Consider the following 18301-nt stretch of genomic DNA (forward strand, 5'->3'; position numbering starts at 1 on the left):
TTCAGGTCCTGAAAGGAACCCCCCATGTCCCTCGCTTCTCTCCCGCTGCATACCAGGCCGGCCATGCGCATCGGCCTCGTCAGTGGCGGCCTCGGCGCCTACTGGGAGCAGTTTCCCCGCCTGCTTCCACAACTTCAGGAATGCGTGGCCCACGTAGCGTCCCGGTTCGAGGAACTCGACGCCGAGGTGATCGACGCCGGTTTCGTGTCCGATGCCCAGGATTCGGTGAAGGCCGCGGAGCAGCTGCGCGTGGCCGACTGCGACCTTGTGGTCATCTACCTCACCACCTACCTCACGTCGTCGATGGTTCTGCCCATCGCTCAACGCGTCAACGCACCCGTACTCTGCATCGACCTCCAGCCCAGCGAGCGGATGGACCACGACACCTTCGACACCGGCGACTGGCTGGCCTACTGCGGCCAGTGCCCGGTCCCCGAGGTGGCCAATGTGTTCCGCCGCGCGGGCATCGAGTTCCGCTCGGTCACCGGATGGCTGCGCCAGGACGACGCATGGGACCGGATCCTGCAGTGGGTCAAGGCTGCCGGAGCGCGATCACGCCTGCGCCGCGCCCGGCACGGCCTGCTGGGCCATGTCTACCCGGGCATGCTCGACGTGTCCACCGACCTCACCACCGTCTCCACCACGTTCGGCTCTCACGTCGAAGTGCTGGAATTCGATGACCTCCGCGAGCGGGTCAACGAGGTCAGCGACACGCAGGTGGCCGAGCGGATGGACCTGGCCCGAGACATCTTTACGCTGGCGGATTCAGTCAACGATGAGGACTTCGCCTGGGGCGCCAGGGTCTCAGTCGGCCTGGACTCCTTGGTGGCGGACTTCGACCTCGACTCCCTTGCCTACTACCACCGAGGGCTGGCCGGTGAGTACCATGAGCGGCTGGCGGCCGGGATGATCCTCGGCGCCTCTCTCCTCACGGCTCGCGGCATCCCGGCCGCTGGAGAGTACGAGCTGCGCACCTCCATCGCGATGCTGACAGCTGAGGCGCTCGGCGCCGGTGGCTCCTTCACCGAGATTCAGGCCCTCAACTACATCGACAATGTGGTGGAGATGGGTCACGACGGACCAGCACACCTCGCGATCTCCGCGCGCAAGCCTCTTCTCCGCGGACTCGGCGTTTATCACGGCAAGCGCGGCTGGGGCGTCTCTGTTGAGTTCGACGTAGCTCATGGACCGGTTACCCTGCTGGGACTGGGGCAGAACCGCGACGGCAGCTACGTGTTCACGACGTCTGAGGGGAGCGTCGTCGACGGGCCGCTGCTGAGGATCGGCAACACCACCTCGCGTGTCGACTTCGGCCGTGATCCCGGCAGATGGGTCGACGATTGGAGCCAGTCCGGCGTCGGCCATCACTGGGCCCTGTGTGTGGGACACCAATCGGCGGCTGTGCGCGCCGTCGCGTCGCTCATGGGAGTGGAGCACCGTCATGTCTGAGCGTCGCCGCTACTGTTTCGAACTGCACGTCAAGCCCGACCGCCTCGAGGAGTACGCGGCCCGGCACGCGGCGGTGTGGCCGGACATGCTGCGGGCCCTCAAGGACTCGGGCTGGCACAACTACTCGCTGTTCCTCCGGCCCGACGGGCTGCTGATCGGCTACGTGGAGTCCGATGACCTGGGCGGGGCCCAGGCGGCGATGGCCCGCACCGAGGTGAACGCGCGGTGGCAGGCGGAGATGGGTGATTTCTTCGTCGACCTCGACGTCGCGCCCGACGAGGGCTTCGTCCTGCTCGAGGAGGTCTTCAACCTCGAGGACCAGCTGGCGCGTCTGGACGGTTGAGCCTCATACGGACAACCAGGCCACATCGATGACCGACGGCTGGGCGGAGAGTTGGCACAGCAGCCGGTTCTCCGCCGCCTGGGCGTAGGCCGCCAACCGGATACCGCGCTCGGTCTCCCCCAGCCCAGCGGCATACAGCTTCGCCAACGCCACGTCGACGCCGCGCAACGGCCGCGGGTCCGTGCTGATCCGGCCGAAGCCGGTGGCGGCGAAGGCCTGGCGGCCGAGGTCGTCGAAGTCACCGATCGGCCACGAGCCCGAGGCCAGCTCGATCGGGACGAGGCCGTGCAGGGCGAGGAGGACGCCGTCGAGCCGCGACGCCCGGGACAAGGCCGCCGCTGCCGATACCGACGCCTCGCTTTCGAGGGGGAGCCCGAGCGGGCCGGCCAGCGCCGCCGCGCAAGCGATCCACGCGGTGGGCTGCTCCTGATACTGCCCCACCACCCGGTCCACGGCGTCGAGCAGGTCGTCTGAGGCCCAGGCATCCAGCATGTGACGCACCGCGACGTAGGCCCACACGTCGGTGCGCGGCGCATTCGTCATCAGTTCGCCGCGCAGGATGGCCAGGTCCCGCCACGCCCCCACCTCGACGGTGGTGAGGCCACCGGCCCCCCACACCCCCACGCGGGTGAGCCCGGGCGGAGGGAACACACTGAACTCGCCGTCGTTCTCCTCCAGGCGCACACCGTCGGGGACACTGACCGTGCCGTCCGGTGCGCTGAATTCGACTCCCTGGCCGAGCGGGACATGCCTCGACCACGGGAGCCAGGAGGCCTCCCCCGGCACCTCGAGCTCCTCTCCCGGCATCGCCTCGTAGGTCCAGGCTGCGGACAGTACCTGCCGCGGGCGCAGCATCACGGACTCCTCCAGGGGGTAGCTCACGCCCACGGCGGCCGACGGCGAGCACAGGCCCCGTCGTTGCGTGATCAGCCCTGGCCCCGCGGGTGAGCGGAGCGCGATCTCCCCTGAGGCGCCGGCCATCCAGGAGACCGGCTCGTGCAGGCCCCGGACGCGCAGGACGGGCCCGGGCACCGTCAGCACGTCCGAAGAGGTGGATTCCAGAGAGATCTCGAGCCGCAGGCGCTGACCGGAGCGCACCCGCACGCTCGCGACGACCCCCGCCTCGTGCTCGACGTCCACGCCGACGGAGTCCGCGCTGGCCCGGGGATGGCCCCACCCCTCGAGGAAGTCCACAGCCAGAGAAGACAGCCGGCCCTCGCCGAGCAACTCGAAGCCGCGAGCGCTGGTGCGCGATTCGAAGGTCTCGCGCACCGCGCCGGTCACCTCTGCTGTCATCAGTCTGAACTCGTCACTTCCTGCGGGTGGGATTCCGGCACGACTGCCCGGACCACCGACCCGTCCTCGCGGTTGGCGCCCAGCACCGGATGGCTGCCTTCGAGCGATGGTAGCCGAGGCCCCTGACCGTCCAGGGCGACGGTGGTGCGGGTTCCCGGGTGCACGGTCACGTGGTCGGTGCGGACGCTGACCTCGACTGGGCCGCCCTCCTCCACCTCGAACGAGATGGATTCCGCGCGGAGGCGCACCCGCAGCCGGGACCCGCGCACCCGCAGCGGGAAGGTGAGCGACGGCCATGCCTCGGGGAGGCGTGGATCGAACGACACCAGCCCGTTGTGGTCCCGTAGCCCGGCGAAACCGTAGATCAGGGCATTCCACACCCCGCCCGTCGAGGCGATGTGCACGCCGTCGCGGGCATTGGAGTGGAGGTCCGCGAGGTCCACGTAGAGTCCGGACAGGAAGTACTGCATGGCCATGTCCTGGTAGCCCACCTCGGCCGCGATGACCGACTGCACCACACCGGACAGCGTCGAGTCCCCCGTGGTGATCGGGTCGTAGTATTCGAAGTCGGCCCTCTTCTCCTCGGCGGTGAACTGGTCCCCCTGCAGGAACAGCGCAAGCACCACGTCGGCCTGCTTCAGCACCTGGAACCGGTAGATGACGAGCGGGTGATAGTTGAGCAGCAGCGGGCGCTTGGTCTCGGGCGTGTTCTCCAGATCCCACAGCTCCGAGGAGAGGAACTTCTCGTCCTGCGGGTGGATGCCGAAGGTCTCGTCGAAGGGCACCACCATGCCCTCGGCGCATGCCTCCCACTCATCGATCTCGGCCGGATCCAGCCTGAGTGCCTCCATGACGCGACGATAGGCGCGCTGATCGGCGGCCTCCATCTCACGCATCAGCGCCGCCGCGGACCTCAGGTTGGCCCTGGCCATGACGTTGGTGAACATGTTGTTGTTCACCACCGCGGTGTATTCGTCCGGCCCGGTGACGCCGTGGATGTGGAAGCGCTGGCTGCCGTCGGCCTCACCCCGCCAGAAGCCCAGATCCGCCCACAGCCGTGCGGTCTCCACCAGGACGGCAGCCCCGTCCCGGTACATGAACTCCGTGTCACCGGTGAGCTCGCGGTACTTGGTGAAGGCGAACGCCACGTCCGCGTCGATGTGGTACTGCGCGGTGCCGGCCGCGTAGTAGGCGGATGCCTCCTCACCTGTGATGGTGCGCCACGGGAAGAGCGCGCCGCGCTGGGACATGACGGCCGCACGCTCACGGGCCTGCGGCAACAGGTTCACGCGGAACCGCAGCGCGTTGCGGGCCATCCCGGGGGCGGTGTAGATGAGGAACGGCACCATGTAGACCTCCGTGTCCCAGAAGTAGTGCCCCTCGTAGCCCGATCCCGTCACCCCCTTCGCGGCGATCCCCATCTGGTCGCTGCGGGCAGCGGCCTGCGCCAGCTGGAACAGGCACCACCGCACGGCCTGCTGAATGTGCGGATGACCCTCCACCACGACGTCGGAGTTGAGCCAGAACTCGTCGAGCCACTGGCGCTGCACGTCGTAGTAGTGCTCGAATCCGTTGTCACGGACGCGGTCCAGCGTCCGCCGGCAGCGATCCGAGAGTTCCTTGGCCGGCACCCCACGGGACGTGTGGTACGCCACGGCCTTCCGCACCCGGATGGGGACTCCCTCGGCGGCCTTGAACCTGAAGACCTGCTGTCCCACGTCGTCTTCGGTGGAGGAGATGGATTCGACGGGGTTCTCCGTGTCGACGTGGTGGTCCGTCCCCACGGCGATGCCCATGCCGGAACGGCTGGTCCGGTACGCCATCACCATGCGCTCGCCACGGTCCCAGCGCAGCTCCGGGATCAGCACGCGGGCCGTGAACGACGACGTCCGCCGCGGGTCCCAGCCCTCCGTGTCCGCGTCGGGCCTCCGGTAGTCGGTGTAGCCGTCCTGCCTGTTGACGGTGAGCGAGCTGATCACCACAGGTGCTTCTCCCCCGGACAGGATGGTCACCTCGATCTCCAGCAGCGCGAGGTGACGGTCGGTGAAGGAGACCATGCGCGAACTGCGGATCCGCACCCGCTTCCCGGCGGGTGTGCGCCAGATCACTGTCCGGGTGAGCCGCCCAGTGCGGAAGTCCAACGTCCGCTCGTAGCCGTCGAGGTCCGCCACGGACAGGACCAGCGGCTCATCGTCGACGTAGATCTTCATCAGCTTCGTGTCCGGCACGTTGACGATGGTCTGGCCGGTGTGCGCGAACCCGAAGGCCTCCTCGGCGTGCTTGATCGGCCAGCTCTCGTGGAAGCCGTTGATGAAGGTGCCGTGCGCATAGCCAGGCCGGCCTTCCTCAGGATTCCCACGCATACCGAGGTAGCCGTTGCCGACGGCGAACAGGGTCTCCGTGGTGCCGACGTCGTCTGTGCCCGGCTCAACCTCGACGAGCCGCCACTCATCCACCGGGAAACGCATCCGGTTGAGCGGATCCGCCGCGATCTCGCGGATCATCTGGTCACCAACGTTCCGAGATCCGTCACCACGAGATGGGCGCCGGCATCCAGCAGCGCGTCCGCCCCCACGCCCCGGTCCACGCCGATCACCAGCCCGAAGTGGCCCGCGGCCCCCGCCGCGACCCCCGAGATGGCGTCCTCGACCACCACCGACTCGCTGGCCAGCGCGCCCAGCAGTGCCGCCGCGCGGACGAAGGTGTCCGGCGCCGGCTTGCCCGGCAGCGACTCCTCGCGGGCGAGGTTGCCGTCGACGATGACGGGGAAGTAGCCGATCAGCCCGGCGCCGGTCAGCACGGCTCTGGCGTTGTTCGACGACGACACGACCGCCATCCGGTGATGGCTCGCCGCGAGTTGCTCGATCAGCCGCACCGATCCTGGGTAGGCGGACACGCCGTCGCGGTCGAGGACCCTGTTGAAGGCCTCGTTCTTCCGATTCCCCAACCCGCACACGGTCTCCAGGGCCGGGTCGTCGTCGGGGGTTCCCTCCGGCAGTGTGATGCCCCGCGACGCGAGGAAGTCCCGCACCCCGTCGTAGCGCGGCTTCCCGTCGACGTAGGTGTAGTAGTCGGACTGGGTGTACGGGGCCTGCCCGGGAACACCGGCCAGGAAGCTGTTGAACATCTCGTCCCACGCGTGCACGTGGACCTCCGCGGTGGGGGTGATGACCCCGTCGAGGTCGAACAGCACGGCCGCGTAAGTGCTCCAGTCCATGGCCTGAGACTAGTGCTGCGGGACAGCCGTTCGTCGGCGTTGACACCGAGGGCACCAATAGAGATTCCGGCCCTCCAGGACAACCGTGCGGATCTCGCCGCCGCACACCAGGCACGGCTGGCCGGCGCGACGGTAGACGTAGACCTCGCCCCCGTGCCGGTCCACCCGGGGGTCGCGGCCCTGGGCGTCCGGGCCATGCTGGTCCCGAACGGTGTCGATGCGGCCGTGCTCGACCGCGTACTCCATGAGCCCCACCAGATCTGCCCACAGGGTGAGCCAGGTGCGCTCGTCGATCCGGGTGCCGGGCACGGTGGGATCGAGGCGGTGCCGGTACAGCACCTCCGCCCGGAAGATGTTGCCCACGCCGGCGGCAACGCGCTGATCCATGAGGAGCGCGGCGATCGACTTGCCGGAGCGACGCAGCCTGGCGTAGCCCTTGGCGGGGTCCGCGTCGGCGCGCAGCGGGTCGGGCCCGCTCGCCTCCACCACGGCCTCGCGTTCGGCGGGGGTGATGGTGCGGCACCACTGCGGCCCGCGGAGGTCGGCGGCGGTGACGCCGTCGTCGATGCGCAGGCGCACCTGCCCCCGCGGCGAGGCGAGGGGTTCGAGCTGCAGCTTGCCGATCAGCCCGAGGTGAATGTGGACGACATCGCCGGTGGCGAAGTCGATGAACAGATGTTTGCCCACCGCCTCACCTCGATCCAGCACCGCGCCGTCGAGGCCTGCCGCGTCGAAGCGACCCTGCGGCGACGACACGGACACCGGCCGGCCGCCGAACGTGTCGGTCAGGGCGCCGGCGAGTCGGTGGATGACGTGACCCTCGGGCATCGCCCCAGCCTAACCCGGGTCTAGCATGGCCCCATGAGCGAGGAGCAGGGCCGCCGCGAGTTCGGCCGCGACGGGATCTCGGGCCTGGTGGACCGCCACCGCGCCCTGAGGGTACGGCTCCTCTCGCGCCCACGCCGCGACGCCGAGCCGGAGATCAGCGAGCCTCGTACTCCGCCAGCTGGTCGATCCGACGCTGGTGGCGCTCGTCGCCGCTGAACGCCGTGGCCAGGAAGGTGGCGACGATCTCGTAGCCCGCCTCGAGGCTCTGCATCCGGCCACCCAGGGCGATGACGTTGGCGTCGTTGTGCTCGCGGGTGAGGCGAGCCAGTTCCACATTGTTGGCGAGCGCGGCCCTGATGCCCTTCACCTTGTTGGCGGCGATCTGCTCACCGTTGCCGGAGCCGCCGAGCACGATCCCCAGGGAACCCGGCTCCGCGACCACCGCCTCCGCGCACGGGATGATCAGCGGCGGGTAGTCGTCGAGCGCCTCGTAGGTGTGTGCGCCGTGGTCGACGACGTCGTGGCCGTCGGCGCGCAGGCGCTCCACGAGGTAGTTCTTCAGCTCGAACGCAGCATGGTCGGTGGCAATGTGGACTCGCATGGGGCAACTATTCCACCCCGGCGGGACCTTCCCGCAGGAGGGCCATGAAGCCGGACTCGTCGAGGATCCGCACGCCCAACTGCTCCGCCTTCGCCGCCTTGGATCCCGCGTTGTCCCCGATCACGACGAAATCCGTGTTCTTGCTGACGGAGCCGGCGGCCTTGCCGCCGCGGCTGAGGATGGCCTCCTTCGCCTCGTCGCGCGAGAATCCCTGCAGCGTGCCGGTGACGACCACGGTGAGTCCCTCCAGCGTGCGCGGCGCAGACTCGTCCACCTCGTCGGCCATCCGGACGCCGGACGCGGCCCAGGCCTCGACGATGTCCCGGTGCCAGTCCACGCCGAACCAGGCGGTAATGGACTCCGCGATCACCCGCCCCACGCCGTCCGCCGACGCGAGCTCGTCGAGGGACGCCGCGCGGATGGCCTCCATGGATCCGAACCGGGCCGCCAGCGATCGCGCGGCCGTGGGCCCCACGTGACGGATGGACAGCGCGACGATCACCCTCCACAGTGGCTGGGACTTCACGGCCTCAAGGTTCGCCAGCAGCTTCTCCCCCTGCGCCGACAGCACGCGCGCGTCGCGGCCCGCCCGGGTGTACAGGTCCGTGCGCAGGAGGTCCTCAGCGGTGAGCGTGAACAGCGCGCCCTCGTCGGTGAGCAGGCCGGTGGCGAGGAGCTCTCCGGCGCCCTCCCAGCCCAGGGCCTCGATGTCGAAGGCTCCCCGCGAGGCGAGCGCGAACAGCCGCTCCCGTAGCTGGCTCGGGCAGCTCCGCGAGTTGGGGCAGCGAATGTCCTTGTCCGTCTCCTTCTCCGGGCGCAACTCGGTCCCGCAGGACGGGCAGAGAGACGGCATGACGAACGGCCGCTGGGTGCCGTCGCGGAGCGCGACGACGGGGGCCACGATCTCGGGGATCACGTCCCCCGCCTTCCGCAGGACCACCGTGTCGCCGATGAGCACGCCCTTGCGCTCCACCTCGAACGCGTTGTGCAGCGTGGCCATCTCCACCGTCGACCCGCTGACGAACACCGGTTCCATCACCCCGTACGGCGTGACCCGACCCGTGCGGCCCACGTTGACGCGGATGTCCAGCAGCTTCGTGGTGACCTCCTCCGGCGGAAACTTGTACGCGATCGCCCAGCGGGGCGCGCGCGACGTGGCGCCCAGCCGATCCTGCTCGGCGAGGTTGTCCACCTTGACGACGATGCCGTCGATCTCATGGCTCAGGTCATGGCGGTGCTCGCCATGGTGGCGCACGAACGCCGCGACCTCGCGCGGGGAGGACACGACGGTGAAGGTGTCCGGCACGGGCAACCCCCACTCCCCCAGACGGGCGTACGCCTGACTCTGGTGCGTGAACTCGATGCCCTCGACGGCGCCGATGCCGTGGACCAGCATGCGCAGCGGCCGCGACGCCGACACGGCCGGGTTCTTCTGCCGCAGCGAGCCGGCCGCCGCGTTGCGTGGATTCGCGAAGGGGGGCTTACCCGCCTCCACCAGGCTCGCGTTCAGCTCCTCGAAGCCGGAGACGGGGAAGAACACCTCGCCGCGCACCTCCAGGACTGCCGGCACGTCTCCGGTGAGGCGTTGCGGGACGCCGCTGATGGTGACGACGTTGGGAGTCACGTCCTCCCCCACCCGCCCGTCGCCGCGGGTGGCCGCGACCGTGAGCCTCCCGTCGAGGTACAGCAGGTTGACGGCCAGGCCATCGATCTTGAGCTCGCACAGGTACTGCTCGGCAGGTGTGCGGGCGAGCCAGGCGGTGAGTTCCTCGTCCGAGAACACGTTGTCCAGCGACATCAGCCGACGGCGGTGCTGCACGGGTGCGAAGTCCGTCACCTGCGCCGCCCCGACCCGTTGGGTGACGGAGTCGGGTGTCACCAGAGACGGATGCTCGACTTCGAGGGCGGCCAGGTCCCGCATCGCCTCGTCGTACTCCGCGTCCGACATGGTGGGGGAATCGGCCCCGTAGTAGGCGTCCTGAGCCTCGGCCAGGAGAGTGTTGAGCTCCGTCCACCGGCGCCGCAACGCAGGGGAGGTCACCCCCGATTCGGCCCCGACGTGCTCGCTCATGAGCCCCATCGTTCCACACGCCCACGACGCTTCCACGGCACATTCGGGGCGGAAATCCCACCCCTGCGACCGGTTGCATAGAACAATGAGGCGCAGTGAGGCGCCGATGCGGCGTCGCAGAACCATCACTAGGAGCACTCCATGGCCACGGCGAACATCACTCGCGACGAAGCGACCGCCCGGTCGCGGGTCATCTCGACAGTGGCGTACCGGGTCACCGTCGACCTCACCGGCCGAGAGGTCGGGGAGCCGGAGAGGAGCTTCGTCTCCACCACCGAGCTCTCACTGGCCGCCCACGGCGGGGAGACGCACCTGGACCTCATCGCCGAGGAGGTCCGCGAGGCGTCGTTGGACGGCGTGCCCTTCGACGCCTCGGCGTTCGACGGCTACCGCCTGCCGCTGCCTCCGCTCACGGAGGGACCCCACGAGATCCGGATCGTCGCCGTGTGCCGGTACTCCAACACGGGCGAGGGCCTGCACCGCTTCGTCGACCCTGCCGACGGCCGGACCTACCTCTACACCCAGTTCGAGGCGGCCGACGCGCGGCGCATGTACGCCACCGCCGAGCAGCCGGACCAGAAGGCCACCTTCCAGCTCACCGTGCTCGCCCCCAGCGAGTGGCTGGTGTTCACCAACGCGCCCAGCGTGGCACCCTCCGATATCGGCGACGGGTTCGGCCGGTTCGAGCACGCACCCACGCCGCGGATCTCCACCTACATCACCGCGTTGGTGGCGGGCGAGTTCCACGTGCAGCGCGGCGTGATCGCCTCCGCAGCCGGTGAGGTGCCCGCCTCCGTCGCCTGCCGGCAGTCGCTGGCGCAGTATCTGGATGTCGACCGGATCCTCACCACCACGCAGCGCGGGTTCGAGGTGTTCGAGAACGCGTTCGGGGTTGCCTACCCGTTCGGCACCTACGACCAGATCTTCGTGCCCGAATTCAACGCCGGCGCCATGGAGAACGCGGGCTGCGTCACGTTCCGCGACGAGTACCTCTTCCGGTCCCGGGTGACCAGCCGCGAGCTCGACGCCCGCGACAACACGATCCTGCACGAGCTGGCGCACATGTGGTTCGGCGACCTGGTGACCATGCGCTGGTGGGACGACCTCTGGCTGAACGAGTCGTTCGCCGAATGGGCCTCGCACTTCGCCAACAACGAGATCGCGAAGGCCTTCGACACCGGCGCGGACCCGTGGGCCTCGTTCAGCAACGAGCGCAAGGCCTGGGCCTACCTGCAGGACCAGCTGTCCACCACGCACCCCATCGCGGCGGACATGTCGGACCTGGAGAAGGTGGAGCAGAACTTCGACGGCATCACCTACGCCAAGGGCGCCTCCGTGCTGAAGCTGCTCGTCTCGCTCGTGGGCAGCGACGCATTCCTCGCCGGCGTGACCCAGTACTTCCGCAAGCACGCCTACGGCAACACCGAGCTCTCGGATCTGCTGGACGAGTTGGAGGCCGCCTCCGGACGCGACCTGTCCTGGTTCTCGGCCCAGTGGCTGGAGACCTCGGGGGTCAACACGCTGGCACCGGACTTCGACGTCGACGACGAAGGCCGGTTCACGCGGTTCGCGGTGCAGCAGACCGCCCACCCGGGGTGGCCCACGCTGCGCACCCACCGCCTCGGCATCGGCCTCTACTCGCTCGATGACGACGGTTCTCTCACGCGCCGGCACTACCGCGAGGTCGACGTCGACGGTGAGAGCACGGACCTGCCTGAGCTGGTCGGTGCCGAGCGGGGCGACGTGGTGCTGCTCAACGACGGCGACCTCACCTACGCCAAGGTGCGCCTCGACGCGGAGTCCTCACGCGTGTTGGTGGCTCACATCGGCGACCTGAGGGATCCCCTGGCGCGCGCGGTCGCGTTCACGTCGTTCTGGGAGATGACGCGCGACGCCGAACTGCGGGCCCAGGACTACGTGCAGTTGGCGCTGGCGGGGCTCCCGACCGAGCGGGACATGGCGGCCGTGTCCACGCTGCTGGGTCAGGCGGTCACGGCCTCCCTGGCGTTCACCGCACCCGAGCTGCGCGCCGAGGCCAACATCAAGCTCGTCGCCGGGCTGGCCCGCCTGCTCAAGGGCAGCGCCGCCGGTTCCGACGAGCAGGTGCTCATCGCCAAGGCGCTCATCGCCAGCATCCGGGCGGCCGAGGGCGTTGATCTGCTCAAGGGCTGGCTCGTCGGGGAGGAGGTGCCCGAGGGCCTGGCCATCGACACGGGGATGCGCTGGGCCATCACGGCGGCGCTGGCCAAGCTGGGCGCCATCGGCGAGGTCGAGATCGCCGCCGAGCTAGAGCGAGACAAGACGTCCGCGGGGGCCGAGCAGGCCGCAGGCGCCGGGGCGTCCCTGCCCACCGTCGAGGCGAAGATCGAGGCCTGGACCCGCGCCACTGACGACCCGTCGATCCCCAACGAGACCCATCGCGCCCTGTGCATGGGGTTCTGGCGCTACGGCCAGGAGGAGGTGCTCGAGCCCTACCCCGCTGCCTACCTGGACCTGCTGGGCAAGATCTCACGCCGCGAAGGCACCTGGGCGGATCGCGGCTACGCGACCATCGGCACGGCCCTGCGCTGGCTGTTCCCCACGCCGCTGGCCGACGAGGATCTGGTGGCCACCATCGAGGCCTGGCTCGCCGACAACGAGCCCAGCGAGCAGGTCAGGCGCGCGGTGACTGAGCGCCTCGACGAGGCCAAGCGGGCGCTCCGCGCGCAGGCCAGAAGCCTCGCGGCTCACTGACGCCTCCAGGGGGATCAGGCCTTGCGGACCGGCTCCAGCTCGGTGCGGGCCTGTTCCTCGCGCTGTCGGCGGGCGAGCTTCGGCCCGAAGGCGAGCAGCGCGACGACCGCCCCGAAGGCCAGAGGGCCGATGACGGTCAGCATGAGCAGGGTCAGATCCGACGCGGGCTCCGGCTGGGGCCAGCCCGGGAGGACCTCAAGGGGGAGCAGAATCATGGGGGCACTGTATCCGATGGCACCTACTGCGGACAGACCTCCCGCCGCGCCCCGGCACCCGTGCGGTAGATTTCCCACGGACCAGGAGGTGCGATGGAACGAGCCCCACGGACGGTGCTGACCGCAGACGAGATGGCTTACGCGTTGACCCGCATGACCCACGAGATCCTCGAGCGCAACCACGGAGGCGACGGCGTGCTCCTCCTCGGGATCCTCACCCGCGGCGCTCCGTTGGCCGAGCGGATCGCGGCGGTCGCGGAGCAGCAGGGGCACCACCTGCCCGTCGGCAGGCTCGACATCACCATGTACCGCGACGACCTGCGCGCCCAGCCCACCCGGCCGGTGGGGCGCACCGTTCTGCCGGAGAGCGTCGACGGCAAGGTGGTGGTGCTCGTCGACGACGTGCTCTACTCCGGCCGGACCGTCCAGGCCGCGCTGCACGCCTTGGCGGACCTCGGACGCCCCCGCGCCATCCAACTGGTCACGCTCGTCGACCGGGGGCATCGGGAGCTGCCCATCCAGGCCGACGTCGTGGGCAAGCACCTGCCCACCGCGCGGGACGAGCGGGTGCGCGTGGCCGTGCGGGAATTGGACGGCGAAGACCTGGTCACGATCGAACGGACGGCCCCGTGAAGCACCTGCTCAGCATCGCCGACCTCAGCGTCGAGGAGATCACCTCCATCCTGGAGCTGGCCGAGGAGATGCACGACGTGCAGAGCCGGCCCATCAAGAAGCTGCCGGCACTGCGCGGTCGCACCGTCGTCAATCTCTTCTTCGAGGACTCCACCCGAACCCGCTCGTCGTTCGAGCTGGCCGCGAAGTGGCTCTCGGCGGACGCGATCAACGTCTCGGCGAAGGGCTCGTCGGTGTCCAAGGGCGAGTCGATGCGCGACACGCTCCTCACCCTCGACGCGATGGGCGTCGACGCGATCATCATGCGCCACGCCGGGTCCGGGGCCGTGCGCCAGGCCGCCGGCTGGGTACGGGCCTCGATGATCAACGCCGGCGACGGCATGCACGAGCACCCCACCCAGGCGCTGCTGGACGCCCACGCGATGCGGCGGCATCTGGCCGGGCACGGCCTGGGCGAGCTCGCCGGCAAGCGCGTCGCGATCACCGGCGACCTGCTCCACTCGCGCGTGGTGCGCTCCAACGTGCTGCTGATGGCCAAGCTCGGCGCCTCCGTCGTGCTGGTCGCGCCGCCCACCCTGCTGCCGCCCGGCGTGGAGACGTGGGGCGTGGACGTCAGCCACGAGCTCGACCCGGTGTTGGCGGAGGCGGACGTGGTGATGATGCTGCGCGTGCAGCGGGAGCGCATGAGCGGCGGATTCTTCCCCTCGGAACGCGAGTACATCGACGGCTACGGCCTCACGCCGCGTCGGCTGGCCATGCTCAAGGACACCGCCTGTATCGCGCACCCCGGACCGATGAACCGCGGCCTGGAGATCTCGTCGGCAGCAGCCGACTCGGCGCGCTCCATCATCCTCGACCAGGTCTCGTCCGGGGTCGCGGTGCGGATGAGCGTGCTCTACCACCTGCTCGCAGGAGAGGAACAGAGATGACGGCAACCGTGCTCCGTGGGGTACAGCTCCCCGACGGCACCCGCAGCGACCTCGTCATGCAGGACGGAGTCTTCGTCGACTCAGCGCCCCGGGAGGCCACCGTCGTCGACTGCGACGGCCTGCTGGCGCTGCCCGGCCTGGTCGACGTGCACACGCACCTGCGGGAGCCGGGTCGGGAGGACACGGAGACCGTGCTGAGCGGCTCGCGGGCCGCCGCCCGCGGCGGGTTCACCGCCGTCCTGGCCATGGCCAACCTCACCCCGGTCACCGACACCGCCGAACGGGCCGAGCACGTGCACGGCCTCGGTGTCGCGGCGGGGCTGGTGGACGTGGCGGTCATCGGGGCCATCTCGAAGGGCCTCCGCGGCGAGGAACTGGCCGAGCTCGGCCTGATGAACCGCTCCCGAGCCCGGGTCACCGTGTTCTCCGACGACGGCATGTGCGTCCAGAACGCTGCGCTGATGCGGCGGGCGCTGGAGTGGGTCAAGCCGTTCGGTGGGGTGATCGCCCAGCACTCGCAGGACTCCAACCTCGCCGGGCCGGGTGCGTGCTGCCACGAGGGCGAGCTGTCCGGACGCCTCGGGCTGGGTGGCTGGCCGCCCGTGGCCGAGGCCACGATCATCGCCCGCGACGCGATGCTCGCCGAGGCGACGGGGTCGCGGCTGCACGTGTGCCACGTCACCAGCGCCGAGGGCGTCGACGTGGTGCGCTGGGCGAAGGCGCGCGGCATCGACGTCACCGCCGAGGTGACCCCGCACCACCTGCTGCTCGGCACCGAGGAGTTGGTGAACTACGACACCGTCTACAAGGTCAATCCCCCGCTGCGCACGTCGGAGCACATCGAGGCCCTGCGCGCGGCGTTGGCCGACGGCACCATCGACGTGGTGGGCACCGACCATGCCCCGCACGCGCCCCAGGACAAGGACCACGCGTTCATCGACGCCAAGCCGGGCATGCTCGGACTCGAGCAGGCACTGTCCGCAGTGATGGAGACGATGGTGCTGACCGGCCGGATGGACTGGGCGTCGGTAGCCGAGCGCATGAGCCATGCCCCCGCCCGGATCGCGCGGCTCGCCGGTCAGGGGCGGCCCCTCGCCGTGGGCGAGCCCGCCAACGTGGTGCTGGTGGACCCTGCGCGGCGTTCGACGGTGGATCGCAACGCCTCCGCGTCCTTGAGCCGCAACAACCCGTACCACGGGCGCGACCTCCCGGACCCCGTCGAGGCCACGTTCCTGCGCGGGCGGGAGACCTTCCGGAGGGCTTGACGGGCGGTCGCGGCACGACGCCCCGCCGTTCGCTCTAGGCTCGGCGTATGAGGTTCCACTACCGCTCCCCCGGCGGCTGGTTGAACGACCCGCACGGGATCGTCCACCGGCCGGACGGCTACCACCTGTTCCACCAACACGCACCGTCGTCGACTGCATGGGACAAGGGCATTCACTGGGGACACGCCGTCGGCGAGGACCTCGTCAGCCTGAGTTATGTGGGCTCGGCCCTGGAGCCGGGAGACGGAGACGAGGGCGTCTGGACGGGGTGCATCGTCGTGGACGAACGCGGCCCGATCGCCTACTACACCTCGGCCCGCGAACCCGTGCTGGGGTGGGCCGTGATCCGCACCGCTCGGCCGCTCGATGACGGGTTGCGCGCCTGGGCCAAGGGCCCGGTCGTCGCGGAGAAGCCGGAGGGCCTCGGCATCAAGGACTTCCGCGACCCCTTCGTCCTGCGCGACGGCGATCTCTGGCGCATGATGGTGGGCTCGGATTCCGCGTCGGGGCACGCCATGATGCACGGGTATGTCTCAACCGACGGCGAGACCTGGACCTACGACGGCGTGGCGCTCAGCCGCCACAAGGACGAGACCGACGGCGCCTGGATGGGCGCCCTGTGGGAGTGCCCGCAGGTGATCGAGGTGGACGGCACCTGGGTGATGCTCACCTCGGTGTGGGAGAACGGAGAGCTGCACTACGCCGGCTACGCGCTGGGAGACTTCAGCGGCGGGCGTTTCACCGCCCGGTCCTGGGGTCGCCTCAGCTACGGCACCTACTACGCGCCCACCGTCTTCCGCGACGCCGAAGGGCGGCCCTGCATGATGTCGTGGATGCGTGAGGTAAGTGGCGACGGCTGGACTGGCTGCCTGTCGATCCCCTATGTGCTGAGCGTGGTGGACGGCCGGCTCATTGCGACCCCGCATCCGGACCTTGGCCGTCACGCCTCTCCGGGGACGGCAGAGCGCTTCACGTGGATGCCGGAGGGGCTGCTCGAACCCGCCGAGGGCGTGCGCCTGGAGGCAGTCGACGGGGAGCTTCGCCTCTGCACGCCCGCGATCACGGCCGCCATGCCCTACGACGGCGACGCCGTCGAGGTGGTGCTGGATGACGAGGTCATCGAAGTGATCGGAGGCCGCGGAATCCTCGGAGGGCCTACGCGCTGACGGTCACTCGACGTGGCCGGCGGCCAGCAACCTGCGGAGTTCGATCCGTCGCATGGTGAGGAGTTCGCGCCTCACGTGCCCGCCCCATTCGGGATCCGCCATGAGCGTGGGGAGCTCGGCCGGGAGGATCTGCCAGGACACGCCGAACTCGTCGCGCAGCCACCCGCAGGCCTGTTGCTCGCCGGACTCGCCGATCAGGGCGTCGGAGAAGGTGTCGATCTGTTCCTGCGTGTCACAGGGGACCTGGAACGAGATGGCCTCGCTGGGCGCGACCCGGGCGCCGTTCATGGCGGTGAAGTGGCACCCGAGGACGGTGAAATCCACCATCAGCACAGCACCGTCCGGCCCCAGCTGCACACGGGGCGGCATCCCGCCGAAGATCTCGACGTAGCGCGTGGCCGCGCGCTCCGCCTCGGTAGCAAACCAGAGCGTGGTCGTGAGGCGCATGACGGATCCAATCGACTTGGTGCCGGGTTGCAGTCGATTTTGCCAGATGGGCTCGTCCGGGGTGTCGACGGGGACGGAAGTCCCTTCGTCGGCCGCTGGTGCCGAAGCGGAGGCCGCCTACGCAACTGACAGGTTCCAGCGTCGGTTCTGACCGGTCAGACCCGGCTAGAACCGACACTGGGTTCCTCCGCGGGGCACCTCGCGCATGCACCCACCGTTCCGGTCCAGCCACGGGCAGCGAGTGCCGCGCCGACCTGGCGCGCGACGGTGCACGCCGACTGGACCACGGCGCCCCAGCCGTAGCGGAGCGTGAGCAGGTCCTCGCTGATTGCGTGCTCGTTGTCGCGCATCATGTCCTTGGACCAGTCGCGGTGATCCCGCATGCCGTCGAGTTCCACGATCATCGACTCCTCCACGTAGAGCGTGTCCGTCCGACCCGCCGCCTTCTTGACCTGGCGTTCTGGAATCGGCAATCCGTGCGGCACGAGCACCCGCCGGTGGAACCGCCACTCCAAAGCGCTCTCGATTCCGTCAGCAGCCGAGCCACAGAGTTCGCGGATGAGCGCGGAGTGCCGCGTGCGACTTCGGGCATCCAGGGCGGCGACGATCTTCGACGGGACCGACTTACCCCGCGCCAAGGCGGCGGTCAGGGCGGCCACCGTCGAGTCCTCGTCGGACCGATTCGCCAGGTCCAGGATCGCCTCTTCCACGCAGGAGCGCCGGAAGTGCCCTCGTGGCGTGCGCAGGCCCCGCCTGAAGCGCACTTGGTAGGCGCCCACTGTGATGTCGTCGCGGTGCGCCGGCGCCCACACCTCCAACTCCGACGGTGCGTCGCGAAGGACGCCGTGCAGATACGCGCTTGCGGCGCCGCTCAGGGTGGCGCTCACGCCGCCCCTCAGTAGACCTGACCAGGCCGCCGTCTCCCAGGTCGCGTCCCTGGTGATGTACAGGCCGTCGGCGACCCTCGTCCAGCCCCTGCTCAGGCGCGCCAACCCATGGCGGGTGACCCCGTCGCCGAGCACCTGCTGCGCGGTCAGAGCACCGGCCTGGTCCGCGGCCACCCTAATGAGCCCTGGGGACAGCTGCTGGGCGCGGCGCATGCAGGCGA

General features: G+C 69.7%; 16 protein-coding genes. 7 read left to right on the forward strand and 9 right to left on the reverse strand.

Annotated elements, in window-relative coordinates; translation table 11 throughout:
- Nucleotides 1-24 precede the first annotated feature (24 nt).
- Nucleotides 25-1449 carry an arabinose isomerase gene (locus ACZK5N_RS05730; protein WP_459019259.1) on the forward strand — a complete coding sequence of 475 codons (1425 nt, stop codon included), beginning with the start codon at nt 25-27 and terminating at the stop codon, nt 1447-1449.
- On the forward strand, nt 1442-1792 hold the full coding sequence (locus tag ACZK5N_RS05735; RefSeq protein ID WP_459019258.1) for an L-rhamnose mutarotase: 351 nt from the start codon (nt 1442-1444) through the stop codon (nt 1790-1792). Before ACZK5N_RS05730 ends, ACZK5N_RS05735 begins: the two co-directional genes overlap by 8 nt.
- A gap of 3 nt (nt 1793-1795) precedes the next feature.
- Here the strand turns inward: ACZK5N_RS05735 and ACZK5N_RS05740 are convergent, their stop codons facing one another.
- The 6 genes from ACZK5N_RS05740 to ligA all read right to left on the reverse strand — a co-directional run bounded on the left by ACZK5N_RS05740 (nt 1796) and on the right by ligA (nt 9814).
- Nucleotides 1796-3088 (reverse strand): hypothetical protein, encoded by a 1293-nt coding sequence (locus tag ACZK5N_RS05740; protein ID WP_459019257.1) that lies wholly within the window; start codon nt 3086-3088, stop codon nt 1796-1798.
- Nucleotides 3088-5589 (reverse strand): glycoside hydrolase family 65 protein, encoded by a 2502-nt coding sequence (locus ACZK5N_RS05745; protein WP_459020361.1) that lies wholly within the window; start codon nt 5587-5589, stop codon nt 3088-3090. The genes ACZK5N_RS05740 and ACZK5N_RS05745 overlap by 1 nt, the downstream gene beginning before the upstream one ends.
- Nucleotides 5589-6305 carry an HAD family hydrolase gene (locus ACZK5N_RS05750; RefSeq protein ID WP_459019256.1) on the reverse strand — a complete coding sequence of 239 codons (717 nt, stop codon included), beginning with the start codon at nt 6303-6305 and terminating at the stop codon, nt 5589-5591. The genes ACZK5N_RS05745 and ACZK5N_RS05750 overlap by 1 nt, the downstream gene beginning before the upstream one ends.
- A gap of 9 nt (nt 6306-6314) precedes the next feature.
- Nucleotides 6315-7133: an Fpg/Nei family DNA glycosylase gene (locus ACZK5N_RS05755; RefSeq protein ID WP_459019255.1), complete on the reverse strand. Its 819-nt coding sequence runs from the start codon at nt 7131-7133 to the stop codon at nt 6315-6317.
- A gap of 154 nt (nt 7134-7287) precedes the next feature.
- Entirely contained in the window at nt 7288-7734 is a 447-nt protein-coding gene (locus ACZK5N_RS05760; protein WP_459019254.1) for a ribose-5-phosphate isomerase, read from the reverse strand.
- Between the two features lie 7 nt (nt 7735-7741).
- Complete coding sequence (gene ligA / locus ACZK5N_RS05765) at nt 7742-9814, reverse strand: NAD-dependent DNA ligase LigA (protein WP_459019253.1); 2073 nt, start codon at nt 9812-9814, stop codon at nt 7742-7744.
- Between the two features lie 132 nt (nt 9815-9946).
- Between ligA and pepN the strand changes: the two genes are divergently transcribed.
- Nucleotides 9947-12538, forward strand: coding sequence for an aminopeptidase N (gene pepN / locus ACZK5N_RS05770; protein WP_459019252.1), 2592 nt, complete (start codon nt 9947-9949; stop codon nt 12536-12538).
- Nucleotides 12539-12552: 14 nt separating this feature from the next.
- Here pepN and ACZK5N_RS05775 read toward each other — a convergent pair whose 3' ends face one another.
- Nucleotides 12553-12753 (reverse strand): hypothetical protein, encoded by a 201-nt coding sequence (locus ACZK5N_RS05775; RefSeq protein ID WP_459019251.1) that lies wholly within the window; start codon nt 12751-12753, stop codon nt 12553-12555.
- Between the two features lie 93 nt (nt 12754-12846).
- Here ACZK5N_RS05775 and pyrR point away from each other — a divergent pair, with 93 nt between their 5' ends.
- Genes pyrR through ACZK5N_RS05795 form a run of 4 tightly spaced genes read left to right on the forward strand, consistent with a single transcriptional unit; the run spans nt 12847 to nt 16746 of the window.
- Nucleotides 12847-13386, forward strand: a complete 540-nt coding sequence (pyrR, locus tag ACZK5N_RS05780; RefSeq protein WP_459019250.1) for a bifunctional pyr operon transcriptional regulator/uracil phosphoribosyltransferase PyrR — start codon at nt 12847-12849, stop codon at nt 13384-13386.
- Nucleotides 13383-14315, forward strand: coding sequence for an aspartate carbamoyltransferase catalytic subunit (locus ACZK5N_RS05785; RefSeq protein WP_459019249.1), 933 nt, complete (start codon nt 13383-13385; stop codon nt 14313-14315). The genes pyrR and ACZK5N_RS05785 overlap by 4 nt, the downstream gene beginning before the upstream one ends.
- Nucleotides 14312-15580: a dihydroorotase gene (locus ACZK5N_RS05790; protein ID WP_459019248.1), complete on the forward strand. Its 1269-nt coding sequence runs from the start codon at nt 14312-14314 to the stop codon at nt 15578-15580. Before ACZK5N_RS05785 ends, ACZK5N_RS05790 begins: the two co-directional genes overlap by 4 nt.
- 47 nt (nt 15581-15627) lie before the next feature.
- Entirely contained in the window at nt 15628-16746 is a 1119-nt protein-coding gene (locus tag ACZK5N_RS05795; protein WP_459019247.1) for a glycoside hydrolase family 32 protein, read from the forward strand.
- Nucleotides 16747-16749: 3 nt separating this feature from the next.
- Here ACZK5N_RS05795 and ACZK5N_RS05800 read toward each other — a convergent pair whose 3' ends face one another.
- Nucleotides 16750-17193, reverse strand: a complete 444-nt coding sequence (locus ACZK5N_RS05800) for a VOC family protein (protein WP_459019246.1) — start codon at nt 17191-17193, stop codon at nt 16750-16752.
- Between the two features lie 155 nt (nt 17194-17348).
- Nucleotides 17349-18293 (reverse strand): type IV toxin-antitoxin system AbiEi family antitoxin, encoded by a 945-nt coding sequence (locus tag ACZK5N_RS05805; protein WP_459019245.1) that lies wholly within the window; start codon nt 18291-18293, stop codon nt 17349-17351.
- Nucleotides 18294-18301: the final 8 nt, after the last annotated feature.

The sequence above is a fragment of the Tessaracoccus pujii genome (assembly GCF_055326215.1).